This is a genomic window from Acidimicrobiales bacterium (assembly GCA_041394265.1).
In the GTDB taxonomy this organism is placed as follows: Bacteria; Actinomycetota; Acidimicrobiia; order Acidimicrobiales; family SZUA-35; genus JBBQUN01.
Genome location: JAWKIO010000005.1, coordinates 1672126 through 1694243 on the forward strand (window position 1 = coordinate 1672126; position 22118 = coordinate 1694243).

Genomic DNA, 22118 nt, shown 5'->3' on the forward strand with positions numbered 1-22118 from the left:
GAACTACGGCGCTGCGAGCAGGGTGAAGTCGGTCATGTCGCTGAGGACGCCCGGCAGCAGGGTGCCGGTGGCCAGCGCCACGATCAGGGTGAGCGCCACCGCCACCTGGAGCGCCGGCGGAATCACGATGCGGCTGTGGTCGCCATCGGGAGCGGGCATGAACCACATCTGCTTGGCAATCGCCAGGTAGTAGTACGCAGCGACCACCGAATTGACGGCAAGCACGACGGCCAGTGCGATACCCGAGCTGGAGCTACCGACGGTGAGCACCCGGAACAGCTCGAACTTGCCCCACCAGCCGCCCATGGGCGGAATGCCGGCGAGTGAGAAGAGGAACGCCGTCATGGCGACGGTGAGGCCCGGTGCGTATTGGAACAAGCCGCCGTAGCTGGCGATCTCACCGGACCGGGTCTTACGGGCAATGACGATCACGGTGGCGAAGGCGCCGAGGTTCATGGCGGCGTAGATGATCAGGTAGGTCACCATGGCCGACACCGCTTGGTCGGAACGATCGCTGTAGACCGCGAGCGGTGCCAGGATGTAGCCGGCCTGGGCGATGCCCGAGTAGGCGAGCATGCGCACGATGTTGGTCTGGCGCAGCGCAATCAGGTTGCCGACGGTCATGGTGAGCGCCGAGAGCAGCCAGATGAGCGGCTCGACGACGTCGGACTGACCAGGGAAGGCGAACACGACGATGTTGATGAGAGCCACGAAACCTGCGGCCTTCGACGCAACGGCGAGGAACGCCGTGAGCGGAGTGGGGGCGCCTTCGTAGGTGTCGGGGGCCCAGGTATGGAACGGGACGGCCGAGACCTTGAACCCGAAACCGATCACGCTGAAGACCACGGCGAGCGTGATGATCGGCTTGGACTCGCCGATGGCGATCGCCTGGCCGATGTCGACCAGCTTGGTGCTACCGCTGAGCCCGTACAGGAGCGACATGCCGTAGAGCAGGACACCCGAGGCGAACACGCCCATGAGCATGTATTTGAGGCCGGCTTCGTTGGAACGCAGGTCTCGCTTGCGCCATGCCGCCATCAGGTAGGCCGGGATCGACACGAGCTCGAGCGCAACGAAAATCGTGATGAGGTCTCGGGCCGACGACATCACGATCATGCCGAGCACCGACGCCGCGATGAGCTGGTAGTACTCGCTGTCGTAGTAGTCGCCCTCGCTCATGTAGTTGGTCGAGAGCAACACGATCACATAGCCCGACAGCAGGAACAGGCCCTTCAACACCAACGAGTAGTTGTCGATGATGTAGGCGCCGTCGAACATCGAGCGTGCGGTGCCCTCGTTGGCTTCCCACAACGTGGCCACCGGGATGAGCGCCGCCAGGAAGCCGAAGGCGGTCAGCGTGGGCACGATGCGGCGAGCCCGTTCGAGCCAGATGAGGTCGACCAGTGTGATCAACGCACCGGCGGCCAGGAGCACGAGCTCGGGGGCGACGGCATGCCAATCGATGTGGGGTCGCTCGAACGGCGCCTGCGCAATTTGGGCCAGGAGTGGGATCACGGAGTGGCTCCGAAGGCTTGAAGGGCCTGCATGACCGCCGAATCAGTGATGTCGAAGATCAGGCTGGGGACGAAACCGAAGACCACGATCAGCACGAGCAGCGGGGTCCAGGCGATCCATTCGAACTGGCCGGCGTCGTGGATGTGCGGGTCATTGGCGAACTCCTCGCTCGGCTCACCGAAGGCGGTGCGCTGGAGCAGCCACAGCAGGTAGGCGGCGGCGAGAACGGTGCCGATGGCCGCGATCACCATGTAGACCCGGAACAGGTTGGTGTTGATGCCGTCGGCCGGCTGATAGGCGGCGAGGATCGCGGGGAACTCACCCCAGAACCCGGCGAGACCGGGCAGACCGAGCGACGCCATCGTGCAGAACCCGAGCGCCCAACCCATCCGAGGTGCCTGCACCAGCAGGCCGCCGAGACGCTTGATCTCGAGGGTGTGGAACCGTTCCTTCACCGAACCGGCAAGGAAGAACAGCATGCCGGTGATGAGGCCGTGAGCGACCATGCCGAAGATGGCGGCGTTGAGACCGAACGGGGTCATGGTGGCGATGCCGAGCATGACGTAGCCCATGTGAGCGACCGACGAGAAGGCGATGAGACGCTTCATGTCGGTCTGGGCGAGACAGCCGAGGGCGCCGTAGATGATGCCGATCACGGCGAGGAGACCGATGATCGGGGCCCAGTCGATGGCGGCGTCGGGCAGGATCGGGATGGCGATACGGATGAAACCGTAGGTGCCGAGCTTCAAGAGGACGGCGGCCAGGATGACCGAACCCTGGGTTGGGGCCTGGGTGTGGGCGTCGGGCAGCCAGGTGTGGAACGGGAACATCGGGACCTTGATGCCGAAGCCCATGAACATGCCGCCGAAGATGAGCCACTGCGCCCGGCTGGAGATGTCACCCTTCGCGACCTCTTCGGCGAGGCCGACCATGTTGAAGGTCTGCGAACCGGTGAGCCAGTAGAGAGCGAGGAAGCTGACGAGCATGAGCGCCGAGCCGAACAGGGTGAAGAGGAAGAACTTGATGGCGGCGTAGAGGCGCTTCTCGCCACCCCAGACACCGATCATGAAGTACATCGGGAGCAGCACGACCTCGAAGAAGACGAAGAACAGCACGAGGTCTTGGGCGACGAAGCTGCCCAGCATGCCGGTGTGGAGCACCAGGATCAGGATGAGGAACGACTTGGGGTTGCCCGGCGCCGGGATGTGATCCCACGAATAGATGATGACGAGTGGCACCACTAGCAAGGTCAGCGCGATCAGCGGCAGTGACATGCCGTCGATGCCCACCGTGTAGCGAGCATTGACGATGTCGATCCACGAGTGATCGGTCACGAACTGCAGCGTGCCCGAGTCGTTGAAGTCGAAGTCAGCGAAGAGCAGCACACCGATCACCGCTGTCGCCAGCGTGGTGAGGAGTGCGATCCCCTTGTGGGTCTCCTCCTGATCGGCAGGGGTGATCATCATGATCAACGCACCCACGAGGGGCAGGAAGACCATGGCGGTGATGCCCCAGTCGTTCAAGAACTCTGTCATTTCTGATTCCTCACTCGTTCCCTTGCAGGGGGATCACTGACAATTGCTGCGGTGTTCGTCGTGGCGACCATCGTCAGATGGCCACGATGAACACGGCGGCGAGCAGCGCCGAAGCGCCGAACATCAAGGTTGCGTACTGGCGGATGCGGCCCGATTCGACTCGACGCAGCACCTGGCCGGACTCCGACGCCGCAGCACCGGAAGCGTTCACGGCACCGTCGATGGTGCCCTGATCGATGAAGCGGTAGATGAAGCGGCCGAGGCCGACCGAGCCCTTGCCGACGCCGTCGATGATGCCGTCGAGCACGTTCTGGTTGAACCAGTAGGCCGCCTTGGCGAGCGGGCCCTTGGTCGCACCGGCGATGATGCCGGTGTAGAGGTGGTCGAGGTAGTACTTCTCGACGAGCAGGGTGTGGCCCGCTCGCACCACGGCGTTGTTGGCGACGAACGAGTTCGTGTACTCGGTGGCCTTGTTGTCCTGGGCGTACAGCCGCTTGTAGTACTGCCAGACGACCGCGGCGGCGCCGAGAGCGAGCAACGTGGCGAAGATGGCCAGCGAGAAGCTCGGCTTGGCGTGGCTGATCACCGGGAAGGTCGACCCGCCGCCCGGCTCGAACCAGGACTCGAACTTGAGGCCGAAGGCGTCACCGAGGATCGGGAGTTCTTCGGGCACGTTCAAGAACCCGGCGACCACGGCCAAACCGGCCAGGATCTGCAGCGGGATCGTGATGCGAGGGCCGGACTCATGCGGGTGGGCATGGCCTCGGTAGGTGCCGAAGAAGGTCAGCCAGATGACTCGGGTCATGTAGGCCGCGGTCATGGCCGCAGTGAGCAGACCCATCACGAGGATGATCGTGTAGTTGCCGTTGCCGTCGGTACCAGGCCACCCGCCCGTTCCGACCAGGATCTCGTCTTTCGACCAGAAGCCGGCCAGGGGCGGGATGCCGGCGAGGGCACCGGAAGCGATCACGAAGGTGAGGAAGGTCTTGGGCATGTACTTGCGGAGCCCACCCATGTCGGCCTTCATGTCGAAGCTGTGGTGGCAGGCGTGGCTGACGGAGCCGGCGCCGAGGAAGAGGCACGCCTTGAAGATGGCGTGGGTGAAGAGGTGGAACATGGCTGCGGTCCACGCTCCGACACCGAGCGCCATGGCCATGTAGCCGAGCTGCGAGATGGTGGAGTAGGCCAGCACCTTCTTGATGTCACGCTGGACGAACGCCAGCGCACCACCACCGACGCACGTGATGCCACCCATGACCGCGAGGACGTTGAGCGAGGAGCCCGAGATGCTGAGTCCGTCCCAGAAGACCGGGTAGAGGCGGCCAACCATGTAGATGCCGGCGACCACCATGGTGGCGGCGTGGATGAGGGCCGAAACCGGCGTCGGGCCGGCCATGGCGTCGGGCAGCCAGGTGTGGAGGATGAACTGGCCGGACTTCGACATGACGGCGGTGAGCAGGCAAAGGCTGGCAACGGTGAGGGTGCCGTGGCCGATGCTCTTGGTGACCGCAGCGTGGTTGACCGACAGGACGTCGAAGGTGTTCCCCGCGGCGAAGAACAGAATGATCATGCCGACGAGCAGGCCGATGTCGCCGACGCGGTTGGTGAGGAAGGCCTTGAGCGCAGCGTCGGAGTTGTTGGAGTCCTCCCACCAGTGACCGATCAGTGCGAACGAGCACACACCGACGAGCTCCCAGCCGACGATCATCTGCAGCGTCGAGGCCGACACCACGTAGAAGAGCATCGAGGCGGTGAACAGTGACAGGAAGGCGAAGTAATGCGTGTAACGGCGGTCGCCGTGTACGTAGTCGGTCGAGAAGACGTGGACCAAGAAGGAGATGAAGGTGACGACCACGAGCATCAGCACCGACTGGCCGTCGACCAGGGTGCCCCAGGGGATGGTGGCGCCGCCGCTGTCGGCCGAACCGCCCGACGAGAACCACGTGTAGGAGCACACGACCGGAAGGGGCTTGGCGTGCACTTCGTGCTCGGCCTCGCCGCCGTGGTCGCCTTCCTCGGTGCCGTGATCGCCCTCTTCGGTAGTGGTGTCTTCGGAGTGGTCGGCCTCGGCCTCGGTGAAGGCGAGCGCGGAAGGAGCGAGCGCTTCGTGATCGGCGTCCTCGCTGTGGTCGGCCTCGTCACTGTGGGCGTCGTCGCCGTGGCTGTCATCGCCGCCCTGGTAGCCGGCGTAGCAGTTGTCGTTGCTGTACTCGGCCGAGTGGGCCTCGGCATCGGCATCGTGGCCTTCGATCGCCGAGATCCACGCACCGGCGGTGGCGAGCGACAGCACCAACGCCGCCCCGACGGCGGCCAGACCGATGAAATGGACCTTGTCGCCAAGCAGGCGCTTGCCGAAGAGGAGGGTGATGACGAACGAAGCAGCAGGCAACGCCGGGATGATCCAGACGTTCTCGAAGAACCACGACGAGACTTCGTACGTGGGTGCAGCTTCGGCAGCGAGCATTGCGAGGGACACCAGTAAGAACCTTCGGGTCAGCCTTTGAGGAGGTCGGCTTCGGACACGTCGATGCTGCGACGGTTCCGATAGATGAGGAGGACGATGGCCAGACCAACGCCGACCTCAGCTGCCGCGACAGCGATGATGAACAGGGCGAACACCTGACCGGCGATGTCCTGGTTGTAGGACCCGAAGGCCACCAGGTTGATGTTCACCGAGTTGAGGATCAGCTCGATCGACATCAGGACCAGGACGGCGTTCTTGCGAGTCAGGACGCCGAACACCCCGATCGAGAAGAGCACTGCTGCAAAGAAGAGAAACTGATTCAGCCACATGGTTGCGTTCCCTCAGTCCTTTCTCGCCACGACGACCGCACCGATCAGTGCGGCGAGGAGCAGCACCGAAATGGCTTCGAAGGGCACGATGTAGCTGCTGAAGATCGAGTCGGCGACGTCGCTGGTTCGCTGCACCATGCGGTCGTCGGGGAGCTGGTCGTCGCCGAAGGCCTCCCACAGGGAGTAGCCCATGACCGCCGCCAGCGAGGCGGCGACGAGCGCACCGATCCAGCGCTGCGGATAGTTGAGATCGTCCTCACCACCGATGCGGGCCCGCGTGAGCATCACACCGAACAGCAACAGCACGAGGATGGCGCCGATGTAGACCATGACCTGGGTGGCGGCAGCAAACTCGGCCCCGAGGATCACATAGACCGCAGCGACCGCCGCCAACACGATCAGCAGGTACAGCGCAGCGTGCACGACGTTGTCGGTGGTGACCATCTTCAGGGCTGCCGCCGTGGCGATCACGGCAATGATCCAGAAGAAGATGTTGGGTGCCCACGACGTGGTGGCCACGAGTGGGGCGACGAGAGCGATCACCGCGGCACCTTCTTTGCCTTGACCTCGGCGCCCGCTTCATAGGGCTCGAAGTCGGGGACGGTCTGCATCCACTGCCCGAGGCGGGTCTTGTCGTGCAACAGATCGGCGATGCGCGGCTCGGAGTACTCGTACTCCGGGCTCCAGAACAGCGCCTCGAACGGGCAGACCTCGACACAGATGCCGCAGAACATGCAAAGGCCGAAGTCGATGTCGAAGCGGTCGAGCTTGTTCACCGAGCGGGGCTTGCCGCCGGCCCGACGGGGCGGAGCGAGCTCCTTGTGGCCCTCGATGTAGATGCACCAGTCAGGGCACTCACGCGAGCAGAGCATGCACGAGGTGCAGTTCTCCTCGTGCAGGGCGATGACGCCGCGCGCCCGGGTGGGCGGGGCTTCCTTCTCGTGCGGGTACTGCACCGTTTCGGCACCATCGACAATGGTCTTGGTGAGCTCTTTGAAGGTGACGCCGAGGCCTTTGACCAATCCCTTGGGAACCAACGCCATCAGCACGCACCTCCAACGTCGCAAGCATCGACCGGCCGAACAGTCTGGCCCGGGGCGAATGCGTTCGCACTCATCTAGAACACCACCTTCAACAAACCGGTGGCCGCGATGTTCACCAGCGAGAGGGGAATGAGGAACTTCCAGGCAAAGGTCTGCAGCTGGTCCTCACGGAATCGGGGGTAGGTGAAGCGCACCCAGTAGATGACGAAGGTCAACACCAGCATCTTCACGACCATCACGAGCGGCCCGATGACGTTGAACCAGTTCGAGTCGTAGTCGAGACCGAGCAGGTCGGACACGAACGGAGGGATCTGCCAGCCGCCGAGGAAGAGCACCGAACCGAGGAAGCCGAACACGGCCGCTGTCGCGAACTCGCCGATGAAGAACATGAGGAAGCGCATGCCCGAGTACTCGGTCATGTAGCCCGACACGAGTTCGGACTCGGCGATCGGCATGTCGAACGGGACCTGGGTGAGTTCGGCCTGAATGGCGATCATGAAGATCAGGAAGCCGACGGCCTGGGTGAGGATGAAGGGGTTCCCGATGCCGCCCCAGCCGAAGATCTCGCCCTCGGTCTGGGCGGCGATGATGCCCTGCAAGTTCAGGGTGCCGGCCTGGATGACCACACCGACGACCGCCAGCACGAGCGGCAGCTCGTAGGCGACCAGCTGACCGGCAGCTCGGAGGCCACCGAGGAGCGAGTACTTCGACGCCGACGCCCAGCCGGCCATCAAGATGCCGACGACCGACACCGAGCTGACGGCCAGGGCGAAGAAGATGCCGGTGTCGAGGTCGACGAAGTAGGCGTCGGGTCCGAACGGCACGACCACGGCGAGCAGGAAGGTCGACATGAGCACCACGTAGGGCGCCATGGCGAACACGGTGCGATCAGCTCGGGCGGGGAAGATGTCTTCCTTCTGCAGCGACTTGCCGACCTCGGCCAGCAACTGCATCGAGCCGTAGGGTCCCGCTTCCATCGGGCCGAGCCGGCTCTGCATGAAGGACACGGCCTTGAAGAGGTACAGGTAGACCGTGGTGCCCGCAGGCAGCAGCACGACGGCGAGACCGAGGAGGAGCTTGAGCGGAATGACGAGGTCGAGGCCGAACAGGGTCATCGATCGATGTCTCCGAGGATGAAGTAGAGGGACGCCAGGATCGTGATCACGTCGGGGACGTAGCTGCCCTTCAGCAGCCACGGGGTGATCGACATGTTCGAGAAGCTGGCCGAACGGATCTTGACACGGAACGGCTCGAGCCCGCCCTTGGACACCACGTAGTAGCCCATGACACCGAGCGGGTTCTCGGTCTCGGCGTAGGCCTCGCCCTCGGGCACCTTGATGATGCGGGGCACCTTCGCCATGATCGGGCCGGACGGCAGCGAGTCGAGCAGCTGCTCGACGATGCTGCACGATTCGCGAACCTCTTGGAGACGCACCCAGTAGCGAGCGAACGAGTCGCCGTCGGGGTGGGTCCAAACCTTCCAATCGACCTTGTCGTAGGCCAGGCCACAGGGCTGATCGCGGCGGAGGTCCCAATCGACACCCGACGCTCGAATGTTCGCACCGGTCAAGCCGTAGGAGAGGCCGATGTCGGCGGGGATCACGCCGATCCCGCGGGTGCGGGCTTCGAAGATGGCGTTGCCGACGAGCAGGTCTTCCATCTCGTCGCAGAACTGACGGATCTTGTCGAGCGTGGTCTTGGTCTCGGCGATCCAGCCGGCGGGCAGATCGTCCTTGACGCCGCCGATGCGGTCGAAGTTCGGGTGGAACCGGCCGCCGGTGGCCGCCTCGATCTGGTTGAGGATGTGCTCACGATCGCGGAAGGCGTAGAAGATCGGCGTGACGGCGCCGAGCTGGACGCCCATGTCGCCGAGGAACAGGGTGACGTTCGCGATGCGGGCCATCTCGAACAGGATCGTGCGGATGTGCTGGGCCCGAGCCGGTGCCTCGATCTCCATCAGCTGCTCGGCGGCGAGGATGAACGGCACCTCGTTGGCGAAGCTGCCGAGCCAGTCGATCCGGTTGATCAGCGTGGTGACCTGGGGATAGGTACGCACCTCGGTGAGCTTCTCGTAGCCCCGGTGCATGTAGCCCATCATCGGCTCGGCCTCGGTGACGAGCTCGCCGTCGAGACGGGCGACGATCCGCAGGGTGCCGTGGGTGGCCGGGTGCTGGGGGCCGATGTTGAGGGTCATGCCCTCGGCTTCGAGCTCGACGTTCACGCGGGCATCGGCGGCCTGCGCCGCGATGTAGGCGAGCTGACGGCGATCGGAGATGGCGGTCACTGTGAACCCTCCGGGTTCATCGAGTTTGCTTCGCAAACTCGCGGCGAGACTTCCGGGTTCATCGAGTTTGCTTCGCAAACTCGCGGCGAGACTTCCGGGTTCATCGAGTTTGCTCCGCAAACTCGCGGGCAGATGATGCTGCGCATCATGTGGTTCCCTCCGGGTTGTCGGTGCTCGGTTCGTCGTCGGATCCCGGCATGGGTTCGACGTCGACGATGCCGGGCCAGGGCTTGATGAGACGGGCGAGGAGCGGATAGTCCTTGCGCATCGGGTGGCCTTCGAATTCGCCCGGCAGGTAGATGTGGCGCAGACCCGGGTGGCCAGCGAAGTCGATGCCGAACATCTCCCACGCTTCACGCTCGTGCCACTCGGCACCGGGGTAGCTCGCGGTCCAGGTGCCGACGCTGAGCGAGTCGTCGGGGACGTCGGCCTTCACGGTGATGCCGAGCCCGGTCGACAGGTTGTGCACCCGAGCGAGCACTTGGAACCGAGTGTCGCCACCCGCATGGCCGGAACCACCGACGGCTGGCTCGTTGGCCTCGGTGGGCTCGAGCAGGTTGTCGACGTTCGCATCGAGGCTGCGACCGAAGGGCGACGGCATCCAGTCGATCGCCGACAGCCAGCTGAAGAAGCGGAAACGCTGACGCTCGCGCAGGTACGCCGCGAGGTCGCCCCACGCTTCGGTGCCGACTCGCACCCACAGGTCGGAGCCGGCAACGAGGTGATGGCCGACCACGGCATCGCCGAGGTCGGCGGTGATGGCCTCGAGCAGGGCCGAGCGGGCCTCGTCGACCGGGGCGTCGGTGGTGTCTTCGGTCGTCTCAGACGGCAAGAGGATCACCCTTCCACTTCTCGGTCATGTCCTCGTTCTGGATCAGCTCCTGGAGCAACACGATGCCTTCGAGCAGGGCCTCGGGACGGGGTGGGCACCCGGGGACGTACACGTCGACCGGGATGACCTGATCGACACCCTTGGTGACGGAGTAGCTGTCCCAGTAGGGACCGCCGCAGTTGGCACACGAACCCATCGAGATCACGTATTTGGGCTCGGGCATCTGCTCATAGAGACGACGAATGGCCGGCGCCATCTTGTCGGTCACGGTGCCCGAGATGACGACGAGGTCGGCCTGGCGGGGGCTGGCCGGTAGCGGGATGACCCCGAGCCGCATGACGTCGTAGCGGGGCGAGCCGAAGGCCGCACCCATCTCGATCGCGCAGCACGCGAGGCCCCACTGGTAGACCCAGAGGGAGTACTTGCGGCTGGTGTTGAGGAGTGTGGTCAGCGGCTTTGGCAGCTTTCCAGATTCGACGAGGCCCATACGCGCTTCGTGCCTTCTTTCGCGAGTGATAGGTGGGATCAGACCCAGCGCAACACACCCTTGCGCCAGGCGTAACCAAGACCCAGCGCGAGGATGAAGATGAAGATGACCATTTCGACCAGGCCGAAGTAGCCGTAGGCCTCGAGACGGGTTGCCCACGGGAAGATGAAGACGGCCTCGACGTCGAACATCACGAAGAGCAGGGCGAAGATGTAATAGCGAATCTGGCTCTGTGACCAACCGCTGCCGACCGGGTCGACACCAGACTCGTAGTTCTCGATCTTCTGCGCCGTCGGGCGGTCGGGGCGCAGGAGGCTGGACAGCCCGATGAAGGCGCCGACCACCGCGAAGGCGGTGATGCCGAAGAGGCCAACGATGAGGTAATCACGGAGAAAGTCCGACACGAGGGGCGATGCTACCTCTGATCCGCACCCGACCCCAAGCTCTGTACCACACCAAGGGGCGAAAGTTGGCGCGTCAGCTGGTCGCCGAAGGGGCGAACACCACCGTGGCCAGGGGCGGAATCGTCAGCGAGAGGTGCTGCGGGCGGCCGTGAGAAGCCGTAGCAACCGTGTCGAGGTTCGACGGAATCGGTGCCGCACTGCCACCGAACTCGGCGGCATCGCTGTTCGCCAGGAGCTGCCACGTGCCGGCCACCGGAACACCCACGTCATAACCCGACCTCGGTACCGGAGTGAGATTGGCGACGACCAACACCGGGCGGTCGCCGGCATCACCGTGGCGAAGCCACACCAACACACTGTTCGCTCCGTCGTCGCGCACGACCCATTCGAAGCTCGACGGCCACTGCTCTCGATGGTGCAGCGACGGCTCGGATCGATAGAGCCGGTTGAGCTCCTGCACCCACCGACCGACGCCGGCGTGCACCTCGAGCTCGGCTTCATCCCACGACAACGGCTGGTCGTGGTTCCACTCCGGGCCCTGCCCGAACTCCTGCCCCATGAAGAGCAGCTTCTTGCCGGCGTTGAGCCACTGATTGGCGTACAGCACACGCAGGTTGGCGAACTGCTGCCAGGCATCACCCGGCATCTTCGCCAGGATCGATCCCTTGCCGTGCGTGACCTCGTCGTGTGACAGCGGCATCACATAGTGCTCCGAGAAGGCATAGAGCGCCCGGAACGTGATTTCGTCGTGATGGTGCATCCGGTGGATCGGATCACGCTCCATGTACTGAAGCGTGTCGTGCATCCACCCCATGTCCCACTTGTAGTGGAACCCGAGCCCCCCATCGGCAACCGAACGCGTCACACCAGGGAACGCGGTCGACTCCTCGGCGATGGTGATCACCTCGGGGTAGTCGGCACCGATGGCGGTGTTGAACTGGCGAAGGAATTCGATGGCTTCGAGGTTCTCTCGACCGCCGTAGATGTTCGGCACCCATTCGCCCTCGTTGCGCGAGTAGTCGCGGTAGAGCATCGAGGCGACCGCATCCACGCGGATCCCGTCGACGTGGAAGCGGTCGATCCACGACATCGCGCTCGACACGAGGAACGATCGCACTTCGTGCCGGCCGTAGTTGAAGATGTAACTCTTCCAGTCGGGATGCCACCCTTCCTTGGGGTCGGCGTGTTCATAGAGATGGGTGCCGTCGAAGTTGGCCAGGGCGAACTCGTCGGACGGGAAGTGCGAGGGCACCCAGTCGAGGATCACCCCGAGCCCTCGTTGGTGCATCCCGTCGACGAACGCCATGAACTCGGTGGGCAGGCCGTACCGGGCCGTCGGAGCGAAGAAACCGGTGGTCTGGTACCCCCAGGAACCATAGAAGGGGTGCTCCATGACCGGGAGCAGTTCGACATGGGTGAACCCGTAGGTATGCAGGTAGTCGGCCAACGGCTCGATCAGCTCGAGCCAGGTGAGGCTGCGATGAGCGTCGGCGTGACGCCACGAACCGACATGCATCTCGTAGATCGAGATCGGCGCATCGGCGTCTTGGCGTTCGGCTCGCTCATCGAGCCAGTCGCCATCCGACCACTCATACGACAAGTCGGTGACCACCGAGCCGGTCGCCGGCGGCAGTTCGGCAGCGAACGCCAACGGATCGGCACGCTCGACGATGACACCGTCCTGGGTCTCGAGTCGGTACTTGTAGCGATCGCCGATGCCGGCCGATGCAACTTCTCCAGCCCAGATACCGCTCGACGCCTGCGGGATGAGCAGCGAGGTGTCGTCGGCCGTCCAGCCGTTGAAGTCACCGACGACCCACGCCCGGCGCGCACTCGGCGCCCACACGGCGAAGCGCCTCCCGGGCTCGCTCCACGTCGACAGGGGTTGCGCCCCGAGGACGTCGTACAACCGGTGATGGGTGCCGGCGTTGAACAACCACCGGTCGCCCTCGGGAATCAAGTCACTCGTACCGCTCATGCTGGCACCCCGCTCACCGCCGCTCATGCTGGCACCCCGCTCACCGCCGCTCATGCTGGCACCCCGCTCACCGCCGCTCATGCTGGCACCCCGCTCACCGCCGCTCATGCTCGGATATCCAGCCCGAACAGCTCTTCGAACCGTGCCGCATACGCCTCGTCGTCCTCGATCCGGCCCATGTCGACCCAGTCGTTGTCGGCCACCTTCGCCTTGTTCCCCGTGAGCTCGGGTCCGCCCCATCCACAGGTCCACCGCAACTGCGGCTGATCGGTGGTGACCGCTTCGAAGATCACATCGGCAACTTCCGAGGGCAGGCCGGGTTTGGCGAGGCCGGCGGCGTAGAAGCCGAACAGTCGCCGATTGTGCATGTCGTAGGCACCGGTGGTGTTCGGGCTGTCGATGTTCTTCGCCATGATCGCCGTGCGTACGACCCCGGGCTCGACGATCGCCACTCGGATCCCGAAGGGCGCCACCTCTTGGGCGAGGCCCTCGGACAGCCCCTCGACCGCCCACTTCGACGCCACATAGGGCGACTGGGCCAGGGCGGCAATGACGCCGGCAACCGACGAGATGTTGACGATGGCCCCGCTCCCCTGCGCACGCATGTGTGGCAGCGCCGCCTGGCAGCACCGGACGATCCCATACAGGTTGACGTCCATCACCTCTTTGTAGAGGTCGATGGGTGTCTCCTCGAGCACCCCGTTGCCCCCGACACCGGCGTTGTTGACCAGGACGTCGATCCGGCCGGCCTGCTCGATGACCGCAGCAATTGCGTCGGTGACTTGCTCGTCGTTGGTGACATCGCACACGAGCGGCGTGACCTCGACGCCGGCGGCGGCTGCCATCTCGGCGAGCTTGGTTCCCTTGTCGAGGCTGCGCATCGTCGCGTAGACCTTCCAGCCCTTCGCCGCGAGATCGACGGCGGCGGACCGGCCGATTCCCGAGTTGGCACCGGTGATGACGGCCACGGTCTGTGCAGGTTCCTGAGTCATCTCCGAAGACTAGGCGGGTCTGCCGCCACCCGCAGCGCCGGACGGCCACACGACCTCCGGGCCACACGACCTCCTGTCCACGACCTTCCGAGCAAAACGGCGGACACCGTCGCTGCAACGGGTGGGTTGGGCGGACCACCGCGACCCGGCATCCTTCACGGGTGAAGTTCGGTCCCATTGACGTGCCGACCCCGGTGGTGCTCGCCCCCATGGCCGGGGTGACCAATGCCCCGTTCCGCCGGCTGTGCCGCGAGTTCGGTGGCGGGCTCTACGTCAGCGAGATGATCTCGGCGCGTGCGCTCTGCGAACGCAACGAGAAGACCGACAAGCTCGCCAGCTTCGACGCCGACGAGTCGCCTCGGAGCCTGCAGATCGCCGGGGTCGACCCGCGGTACGTGGGTGAGGCCGTGAGGATGCTGGTCGACGAAGATCGCATCGATCATCTCGACATGAACTTCGGCTGTCCGGTCCGCAAGGTCACTCGCCACGGCGGCGGGGGTGCCCTCCCGTACAAGCGGAAGTTGTTCGCCTCGGTCGTCAAGGCGGCGGTCGACAACGCCGGCACCGTGCCGGTCACGATCAAGTTCCGGGTCGGAATCGACGACGACCACCTCACCTACCTCGAGACCGGCCGGATCGCCGCCGACCTCGGTGTGGCGGCCCTGGCGCTGCACGGCCGCACTGTTGCCCAGCTCTACTCGGGCACCGCCGATTGGTCGACCATCGGTCGACTGAAGGAGACCGTCCCCGAGATTCCCGTGCTCGGCAACGGCGACATCTGGGAGGCTGCCGACGCGCTGGCCATGATGGAACAGACGGGCTGCGATGGGGTCGTCATCGGTCGGGGCTGTCTCGGTCGACCCTGGCTCTTCGCCCAACTCGAGGCAGCGCTCGCCGGTGAGCCCGTTCCCGAGCCCCCCACGCTGTCCGAGGTCACGCCGATCATGGCTCGACATGCTCGACTTCTCGTCGAGTGGTTCGGTGAGCACAAGGGTGTACGCGAGTTCCGCAAGCACACCGCCTGGTATCTGAAGGGGTATCCGACCGGCGGCGAGATCCGACGCCGCCTCGGTCGCTTCGAAAGCCTGTCCCAGCTCGACGACCTCTTGGCGACGCTCCCCGACGCCGAACTCCCTGAGGAGAACCGGCGCGTCGCCCGAGGCCACACTCGGGGTCCCCAGGTCGTTGCGCTCCCCCACCGTTGGCTCGACGACCCCTATGATGACGCCGTCGCCGATGCCGATGGCGACACCTCCGCGTCCGGCGGTTAGGCGCACCACCACATGCATCAGGCGGCAGCAGCGAGCACGATCACGAGTCGCGTCGGCCGATCGCCGTGGCTCGTGCCCGTACTGCTCGTTCCGCTCGCCGCCATCGTTGCCGCCGAGCTCCTCCACCAACGGGCGGCACGCACCGCGGTCGCCGCCGGCACCGGCTCGACCGCGGTGGTCGTCCTCGGCTACCCGACGAGAGCGAACGGGCGGCCACATCCGATCCAGCGCTGGCGGGTCCGCCTCGGAATCCGCACCATGCGTGCTGCGGCCGCCGAGCGCATTGTCTTCACCGGCGGCGCCGCCGCCAACGACCACGTCGAGGCCGAGACCATGGCGCACCTCGCTCGCCGAGCCGGCGTTCCGGCTGCAGCCATCATGATCGAGCCTGAGGCCACGAGCACGTGGCAGAACGTGGCCTACACCGCACCGCTCGTCGCCTCGTTCGACCGCGTGATCATCGCGTCGGACCCGATGCACGCCAAGCGGGCGCGCAACTACTGGCTCGAACAGGAACCCGGAGCCGCACAGCGGGTGTTCGTCAGCGACGCTCGTCGACCGTTCGAGAGCGCGTGGTCCTCCATTCCCACCGCGATCGTCGAGATCGCTCGGTCAGCTCGACACCGATGGATGCGTGGTGCGGGCGGACCGGCCTGGGGCCACTGAGGTCAGTTCGCCGCCACGGCGTCGTGGCGCCGAACGTGCTCGCGACGCTCGGCGAAGACCTTGGTCCAGTCCTGGTGCAGCCGACGATCGGCGTGCGCCCTGCGCTCCGGGATCTCGGCCTTGGGACGGTCGAGGAATTCGGCCAGCTGGTTCAGAGCGGCGTAGATGCCGTAGATGTCGGTGTCGTAGACCGCTGACGCCACCGCCGGCTCATTGGCCAGGGCCGCCGGGTCGCCCGGCGTGGTGATGATCACGTAGGTCTCGGGCGATGCCGCCGCGATGTCGGCCAGCACCTCACGGCCGCGCAGGCCGGGGGAATCGTCGGCCATGAGCACCACGCTCGCATGGGTCTCCTCGACGGCGTAGAGCGTCTGCACGGCGTTGTGTGCCGTCGCCACGAGATCGAACCGAGGATGATCCATCAGCTGACGACGCAGGTGAGCGGCGGCCATCGCATCGGCAACGCCGAGCACGACCGTGTGCTGGGGGAGTGCAACCTCTGGTGATTCCATGTCGGTCCATCGACCGACCCCCGACTGGACTTGAGGAGTTTCCGGTGGCTCGGGTGGATTCGCCCACCCGAGGCCGATCAGCCGGCGAGGCCGAGCAGCGACCGTGCGCCGTCGGTCAGCGGCGTGTCGACAACGGCCGGCCAGATGCCGAGCAGCAGGGTGGCGAAGACGGCGAGGCCGACTGCCAAGAGCACCGTGGTCGGGACGGTCAGCGAACCGACACCGGGCAACGCCAGCGCGTCCCCCTCGACGACTTCGTCGCTGTGGTCGTCACCGTGGTCGTCACCCCCGGCATTGGTGAACATCGCGATGACGATCCGCAGGTAGAGGAACGCACCGATCACCGAGCCGAGCATGGCGATACCGGCCATGACGTAGGCGCCACCATCGGCTGCGGCCACGATCACCCGGAACTTGGCGAAGAAGCCGGAGGTGAAGGGGATGCCCGCCTGCGAGAACAGCAGTACGACGAGCATCGAGGCGAGCACCGGGTGACGCCGGGCCATGCCGGTGAAGTCGTCGAGGCTCGTGTTGCCGTCGCCGAACCCGCTCACTGCGGTCACGACGGCGAAGGTGCCGGCAACCACCGCGGTGTAGGACAGCATGTAGAAGAGCACCGCCCGGGCGCCGGACTGAGCGACGTCGCTGGTGGCACTTCCCGCAGCGTGCACGCCGATCAGCATGAAACCGGCGTGCGAGATCGACGAATAGGCGAGCATGCGCTTGACGTCGGTCTGCACGATGGCCATGACCGAACCGAGCAGGATCGAGAACAGCGCAAGGGCGCCGATGAGCGGTCGCCAGTCGCCGCCGCGATCGTTGAAGGCGACGACGAACACACGAAGGAGCGCTGCGAAGCCTGCCACCTTGACCGACGACGCCATGAACGCCACGACCGGAGTGGGGGCGCCCTGGTAGACATCGGGCGTCCAGAAGTGGAACGGCACGGCCGACACCTTGAAGGCGAAGCCGATCAGGATCATCGCCATACCGACCAGCAACATCGACGAGTCGGTGACCGGGGTCAGGCCCGCTGCGTTCGGGGCGCCGAAGAAGCTGCCGAGCACGCTGGCCACGGCGTCGAAGTTGGTCGAGCCAATGGCGCCATACGTGAGCGCGATGCCGTAGAGGAAGATGGCCGAAGACAGGGCGCCGAGCACGAAGTACTTGAAGCCGGCTTCCTGCGACTGGGTCCGACGCAGCTGCAGGGCGGCGAGGACGTACACGGCGATCGACAGGATCTCGAGACCGAGGAAGGTGACGATGAGGTCGTTCGCCGCGGCGAGGATCACCCCGCCCGACGCCGATAGCAGCATCAGCACGTACCACTCGGGGCCGTCGAAGCCCTCACGACGGAGATAGTCGTCGAGGATCAGCGAGACCAGCAGCACCGACAGGCAGATCACACCGGTGACGAATACGGTGAAGTGGTCGACCACCATGGCGCTGCCGATGACACGGAGCGGGCCGGGGGCATCGCTGATGCGCTGCGCCGTGTAGGGCAGCAACGCAGCGGCCGCTACCGCGGCCGTGATGGAGAAGAGGGCGGGGAACCCGTTGGTCCGCAGGGTCGGAACCAGCGAGGTGATCGTGACGAGCAGAACCGAGCCGATGGCCAAGATGGTGAGCGGCCAGATCAGCGACCACTCGACGTCGGGCATCGGCAATGTTCCGGTTTGGGCCAAGACGTGCAGCATCAGCCCTCCTCCCCGGTTTCGTGGTTGGTCGATTCGGACTCGTCGTCGTGGCCGGTGTCTTCGGACTCACCGTGGTGGCCCGATGCTTCGGCCGCGACGGCTGCCGCTGCCTTGAGCTGCTCGGCACCTGCCGGTTCGGCGGGAGCGTCGGGTTCCGGCTCGACGAAGCCGTCCACGTGGTCGGTGACGTGGGTGATGAGCACGTCGACCGAGGGCTCGATGCGTTCGAGCACCGGCTTCGGGTAGACGCCCATGAAGACGATCAGGACCATGAGCGGGGCGATGGCCATGAGTTCGGAGACCTTGAGGTCGGGCATCGTGGCGTTGTCGCCCTCCGCTTGGCCGTGGAAGACCCGCTGATAGGCCCACAGCAGATAGAGGGCGGCGAGGATCACACCGGTGACGGCGACCACGGTCCACCACTGGGCGGCCTTGTAGCCACCGAGGAGGATCAGGTATTCGCCGACGAACCCGTTGAGACCCGGGAGGCCGATGCTCGACAGCATCACGATGGTGAAGACGGCGGCCATGATCGGGGCCGGCTTCTGGAGGCCGGACAGGGCGGCGATCTCACGGGTGTGGCGCCGTTCGTAGATCCAGCCGACGAGGATGAAGAGTGCGCCGGTGGACAGACCATGGTTGACCATCTGCAGCACGCCACCCTCGAGGCCCTGGGAGTTGAGGGCGAAGATGCCGAGGATGATGAAGCCGAGGTGGGCGATCGATGAGTAGGCGACGACTCGTTTGAGGTCTTTCTGCATCGTGGCCACGGCGGCGCCGTAGACGATGCCGATGACACCCAGGGTGATGAACAGCGGGGCGAAGTCGTACGCGGCCTGGGGGAAGAGGTAGATCCCGAAGCGAACGAAGCCGTAGGTGCCGAGCTTCAGCATCACGCCGGCGAGGATCACCGAACCGGCCGTCGGTGCCTCGGTGTGGGCGTCGGGCAACCAGGTGTGCAGTGGGAACAGTGGCACCTTGACGGCGAACGCCCCGGCAAAGGCCAGGAAGATCAGTCGCTGGGCGTTGGTGCTCAGCCCCTCGGCGCCGGCGAGCGCCGTGACGTCGAAGGTCAGAGGAATCTTCGCTGTTGACCCGGCCTCGATTGCAGCCGCCTGTGCCGCCCGCTGCGACAGGAGCGCGAGCGAGGCGATGCCGACGAGCATCAGCGCCCCGCCGAACATGGTGTAGAGGAAGAACTTCGTGGCGGCGTAGATCCGGTTGCCGTGGCCCCATCCGCTGATGAGGAAGTACATCGGGACGAGCACGACCTCGAAGAAGAGGAAGAACAGCAGCAGGTCGAGGGCAACGAAGGCACCGGTGGAGCCGGCCATCAGCACCATCAGCCAGATGTAGTACGGCTTGTGATCGTGATGCGGGTCGCAGGCCAGGATGGCGATCGGGAAGAGCAGCCCACCCAACACGACGAGGAACAGCGAGATGCCGTCGACACCAAGGTGCCATTCGAGGCCGAGGTCGGCGATCCAGGTGTGACGGCTCACGGCCTGGAACCCACCTTCGGCGGCGTCGAACTTGACCATCAGGTACACCGACATCGCACCGGCGATCGCCGATCCGACCAGCGCAGTGAGTCGGAGCTCGGCGACCCGGTGGGCCGGGATCGCCATCAAGACGATGGCGGTGAACAGCGGCATCAGGATGAGTGCCAGCAGGAGCGGAAAGCTGCCGAGCGCATCGGCGGTCTCGCCTGGCGCCTCCGTTGCGAGGATGGGAACAAGTGTGGAGATCATGACCAGAGCCTCACGAGGAACCAGAGCACCACAGCGGCGCTTCCGGCAACGATGCCGAACGCATAGCTGCGGACGAAGCCGGTTTGGAGCGATTGTGCCGAGCGACCGGCCGAGCGGATGACCGAGGCCACGCCGTTGACCGCTCCGTCGACGTAGGTGCGATCGAGCCAGCTGGCCCGTTCGAAGACTTCGGTGCCCGGCCCACCCATGAAGCGGGCGAGTCCTCGGTCGTAGTCGATGGCCAGGGCCAGTTCTTTGCGCTCGATGGCGGCCGGGTCGGCCTTGCCCTTCAGGTACACCGCGAGGCTGGCGACGATGGCACCGATGGCGCAAGCGGTGGCGATGAGCGCGAGCACGATCTTGGTGCTGGCGCCGGCCGAGACCTCGACCTCGTTGCCGAACAGCATCGGCTCGAGCCAGTTCGCCAGGAAGTGGAGGTTGTGCGAGAACGGCAGGTTGAGCAGACCACCGACGGCGGCGAGGCCGGCCAACACGACGAGCGGCAGGGACATGGTCCACGGCGACTCGTGCGGGTGGTATTCCTGACGATGGGCATAGGAGTCGGGCAGCTGATCGGCAAAGGCCGAGACATCGACGGCCGGGGTGAGGGCGGTGACGTACTGCGGCGCCTTCGGGGCGGACGACACCGACGCAGCAGCGGCACGGACGTTGTCCTTGGCCGCGTCGATGGCCTCGACCGCCTCGGCATGAGCAGCCGTGGCTTCGGCCAGCTTCGCCTGCGACTTCTCGAGTGCCGACACCGCCTTCGGCATTGCCTTGTCGGCCTTGTCGAGGGCCTTGACCAATTTTGCGTGGTCGTCGGCATCGGGCGACGAGGCGTCGACCGCGGCCTGGGCCTCGGCGAGGGAGTCCGTGGCCTTGGTCAGCGCCAGCTGCTTCTTGGCGACATCGTCGTCGGCCTTCGCCATGGCCTCTTCTGCCTTCGACACGGCTTCCTCTGCGGCAAGGACACCGGCCTCGGCCTCGGTGATGGCGTGACCGAATGCGGCATCGATCTCGTCTTGATGAGCATCGAAGAAGCGGGTGCGGCCGAAGAAGGTGAGCACCACCTGACGGGTCATGTAGAACGCCGTGAGGATGGCGGTGATGAGGCCGATCGCCCACAGGACCGGGTTCTCGTTCCAGGCGTAGAGGAGGATCTCGTCTTTCGACCAGAAGCCGGCGAACGGTGGCACACCGGCGATGGCGAGCCAGCCGACGATGAAGGTGCCGGCGGTGATGGGCATGAACTTGGTGAGCCCGCCCATACGTCGCATGTCTTGTTCGTCGTGGAGGCCGTGGATCACCGAACCGGATCCGAGGAAGAGCAGTGCCTTGAAGAAGGCGTGGGTGACCATGTGGAAGATGGCGGGCACGTAGCCGCCCACACCGATGGCGAGGAAGAGGTACCCGAGCTGGCTGACGGTCGAGTAGGCGAGGACCTTCTTGATATCGGTCTGTACCAAGGCCGCCAAAGCGGCGACCAACGCCGTGAGGGCTCCGACCCAGGCGATGACCGTGGTCGACCAGGGGTCGGCCTGGGCCAGGATCGGGTTCAGGCGGGTGAGGAGGTACACGCCCGAGGTGACCATGGTGGCGGCGTGGATGAGCGCCGAGACCGGTGTCGGGCCGGCCATGGCGTCGGGCAGCCAGACGAACAGTGGGATCTGGGCCGACTTGCCGGTGGCGGCGACGAGGAAGAGGATCACGGCGGCCGTGGCCATGCCGGACGAGAACTCACTCGTGAGGACATCGGCATAGCGAATCGAGCCGATGGCGCCGAACACCACGAACGTGCCGAGCATGAACCCGAAGTCGCCGACACGGTTGGTGACGAACGCCTTCTTGCCCGCCGATGCATTCGCCTCACTCGTGAACCAGAAGGAGATGAGCAGGTACGAGCAGGCGCCGACACCCTCCCAGCCGAGGAAGGTGATGAGCAGGTTGTCGCCGAGCACCAGCATCAGCATCGAGGCGGCGAAGGCATTCAGGTAGATGAAGAACTTCGAGAAGTCCGCATCCCCGTGCATGTAGCCGACCGAATAGAGGTGGATGAGCGTTCCGACCCCGGTGATGAACAGACACATCGTGATCGAGAGCGGATCGACGAGGAATCCGAGATCGACGTGGAACGAGCCGGCCGGCACCCAGGTGAAGATCTTCTGGATGAAGAACCGGTCGTCAGGTTCTTCGGCGACCAGGCCGAGGAACACCACGATGGTCGACAAGAAGCTGCCGCCGATGGCGGCGGTGGCGAGCCAGCCGGCGATCGGCTCACCGAGGCGGCGACCGAACGCCATGAGGAACAGGAAGCCGGCCAGAGGGAATGCGGGAATGAGCCACGCTGCTTCGACCATC

Annotated in this window: 19 protein-coding genes; 2 read left to right on the forward strand and 17 right to left on the reverse strand. The window is 65.3% G+C overall.

Features of this window, described 5'->3' with window-relative positions; all coding sequences use genetic code 11:
* Nucleotides 1-3 precede the first annotated feature (3 nt).
* The 13 genes from R2733_08125 to R2733_08185 all read right to left on the reverse strand — a co-directional run bounded on the left by R2733_08125 (nucleotide 4) and on the right by R2733_08185 (nucleotide 13863).
* Nucleotides 4-1515 (reverse strand): NADH-quinone oxidoreductase subunit N, encoded by a 1512-nt coding sequence (locus R2733_08125; protein MEZ5376467.1) that lies wholly within the window; start codon nucleotides 1513-1515, stop codon nucleotides 4-6.
* On the reverse strand, nucleotides 1512-3050 hold the full coding sequence (locus R2733_08130) for a NuoM family protein (GenBank protein ID MEZ5376468.1): 1539 nt from the start codon (nucleotides 3048-3050) through the stop codon (nucleotides 1512-1514). Before R2733_08130 ends, R2733_08125 begins: the two co-directional genes overlap by 4 nt.
* 73 nt (nucleotides 3051-3123) lie before the next feature.
* A complete protein-coding gene (locus R2733_08135) occupies nucleotides 3124-5526 on the reverse strand; it encodes an NADH-quinone oxidoreductase subunit L (GenBank protein MEZ5376469.1) in 2403 nt (800 codons plus the stop codon).
* A 17-nt stretch (nucleotides 5527-5543) separates the two neighbouring features.
* Nucleotides 5544-5843: an NADH-quinone oxidoreductase subunit NuoK gene (gene nuoK, locus R2733_08140; protein ID MEZ5376470.1), complete on the reverse strand. Its 300-nt coding sequence runs from the start codon at nucleotides 5841-5843 to the stop codon at nucleotides 5544-5546.
* Between the two features lie 12 nt (nucleotides 5844-5855).
* Nucleotides 5856-6386: an NADH-quinone oxidoreductase subunit J gene (locus R2733_08145; GenBank protein MEZ5376471.1), complete on the reverse strand. Its 531-nt coding sequence runs from the start codon at nucleotides 6384-6386 to the stop codon at nucleotides 5856-5858.
* Nucleotides 6383-6886 (reverse strand): NADH-quinone oxidoreductase subunit I, encoded by a 504-nt coding sequence (locus R2733_08150; protein MEZ5376472.1) that lies wholly within the window; start codon nucleotides 6884-6886, stop codon nucleotides 6383-6385. Before R2733_08150 ends, R2733_08145 begins: the two co-directional genes overlap by 4 nt.
* Before the next feature lie 74 nt (nucleotides 6887-6960).
* Nucleotides 6961-8001, reverse strand: coding sequence for a complex I subunit 1 family protein (locus R2733_08155; GenBank protein ID MEZ5376473.1), 1041 nt, complete (start codon nucleotides 7999-8001; stop codon nucleotides 6961-6963).
* A complete protein-coding gene (locus tag R2733_08160; protein MEZ5376474.1) occupies nucleotides 7998-9170 on the reverse strand; it encodes an NADH-quinone oxidoreductase subunit D 1 in 1173 nt (390 codons plus the stop codon). The genes R2733_08155 and R2733_08160 overlap by 4 nt, the downstream gene beginning before the upstream one ends.
* A 145-nt stretch (nucleotides 9171-9315) precedes the next feature.
* Nucleotides 9316-10002, reverse strand: coding sequence for an NADH-quinone oxidoreductase subunit C (locus tag R2733_08165; GenBank protein MEZ5376475.1), 687 nt, complete (start codon nucleotides 10000-10002; stop codon nucleotides 9316-9318).
* Nucleotides 9992-10489: an NADH-quinone oxidoreductase subunit B family protein gene (locus R2733_08170; protein MEZ5376476.1), complete on the reverse strand. Its 498-nt coding sequence runs from the start codon at nucleotides 10487-10489 to the stop codon at nucleotides 9992-9994. The genes R2733_08165 and R2733_08170 overlap by 11 nt, the downstream gene beginning before the upstream one ends.
* A 38-nt stretch (nucleotides 10490-10527) precedes the next feature.
* On the reverse strand, nucleotides 10528-10893 hold the full coding sequence (locus tag R2733_08175) for an NADH-quinone oxidoreductase subunit A (GenBank protein MEZ5376477.1): 366 nt from the start codon (nucleotides 10891-10893) through the stop codon (nucleotides 10528-10530).
* A 73-nt stretch (nucleotides 10894-10966) separates the two neighbouring features.
* The gene (gene glgB / locus R2733_08180; GenBank protein ID MEZ5376478.1) at nucleotides 10967-12979 is read right to left on the reverse strand and encodes a 1,4-alpha-glucan branching protein GlgB; all 2013 of its coding nucleotides are present in this window, start codon (nucleotides 12977-12979) and stop codon (nucleotides 10967-10969) included.
* The gene (locus R2733_08185) at nucleotides 12976-13863 is read right to left on the reverse strand and encodes an SDR family oxidoreductase (GenBank protein ID MEZ5376479.1); all 888 of its coding nucleotides are present in this window, start codon (nucleotides 13861-13863) and stop codon (nucleotides 12976-12978) included. The genes glgB and R2733_08185 overlap by 4 nt, the downstream gene beginning before the upstream one ends.
* 161 nt (nucleotides 13864-14024) lie before the next feature.
* Here R2733_08185 and dusB point away from each other — a divergent pair, with 161 nt between their 5' ends.
* Entirely contained in the window at nucleotides 14025-15134 is a 1110-nt protein-coding gene (dusB, locus tag R2733_08190) for a tRNA dihydrouridine synthase DusB (GenBank protein ID MEZ5376480.1), read from the forward strand.
* Between the two features lie 12 nt (nucleotides 15135-15146).
* A complete protein-coding gene (locus R2733_08195) occupies nucleotides 15147-15800 on the forward strand; it encodes a YdcF family protein (protein ID MEZ5376481.1) in 654 nt (217 codons plus the stop codon).
* A gap of 2 nt (nucleotides 15801-15802) precedes the next feature.
* On the opposite strand, the gene R2733_08200 is transcribed toward R2733_08195, so the two are convergent.
* The 4 genes from R2733_08200 to nuoL all read right to left on the reverse strand — a co-directional run bounded on the left by R2733_08200 (nucleotide 15803) and on the right by nuoL (nucleotide 22117).
* Nucleotides 15803-16312, reverse strand: coding sequence for a hypothetical protein (locus tag R2733_08200; protein MEZ5376482.1), 510 nt, complete (start codon nucleotides 16310-16312; stop codon nucleotides 15803-15805).
* Between the two features lie 77 nt (nucleotides 16313-16389).
* Complete coding sequence (locus R2733_08205; GenBank protein ID MEZ5376483.1) at nucleotides 16390-18009, reverse strand: NADH-quinone oxidoreductase subunit N; 1620 nt, start codon at nucleotides 18007-18009, stop codon at nucleotides 16390-16392.
* A complete protein-coding gene (locus R2733_08210; protein ID MEZ5376484.1) occupies nucleotides 18009-19760 on the reverse strand; it encodes an NADH-quinone oxidoreductase subunit M in 1752 nt (583 codons plus the stop codon). Before R2733_08210 ends, R2733_08205 begins: the two co-directional genes overlap by 1 nt.
* Nucleotides 19757-22117: an NADH-quinone oxidoreductase subunit L gene (nuoL, locus tag R2733_08215; GenBank protein MEZ5376485.1), complete on the reverse strand. Its 2361-nt coding sequence runs from the start codon at nucleotides 22115-22117 to the stop codon at nucleotides 19757-19759. Before nuoL ends, R2733_08210 begins: the two co-directional genes overlap by 4 nt.
* Nucleotide 22118: the final 1 nt, after the last annotated feature.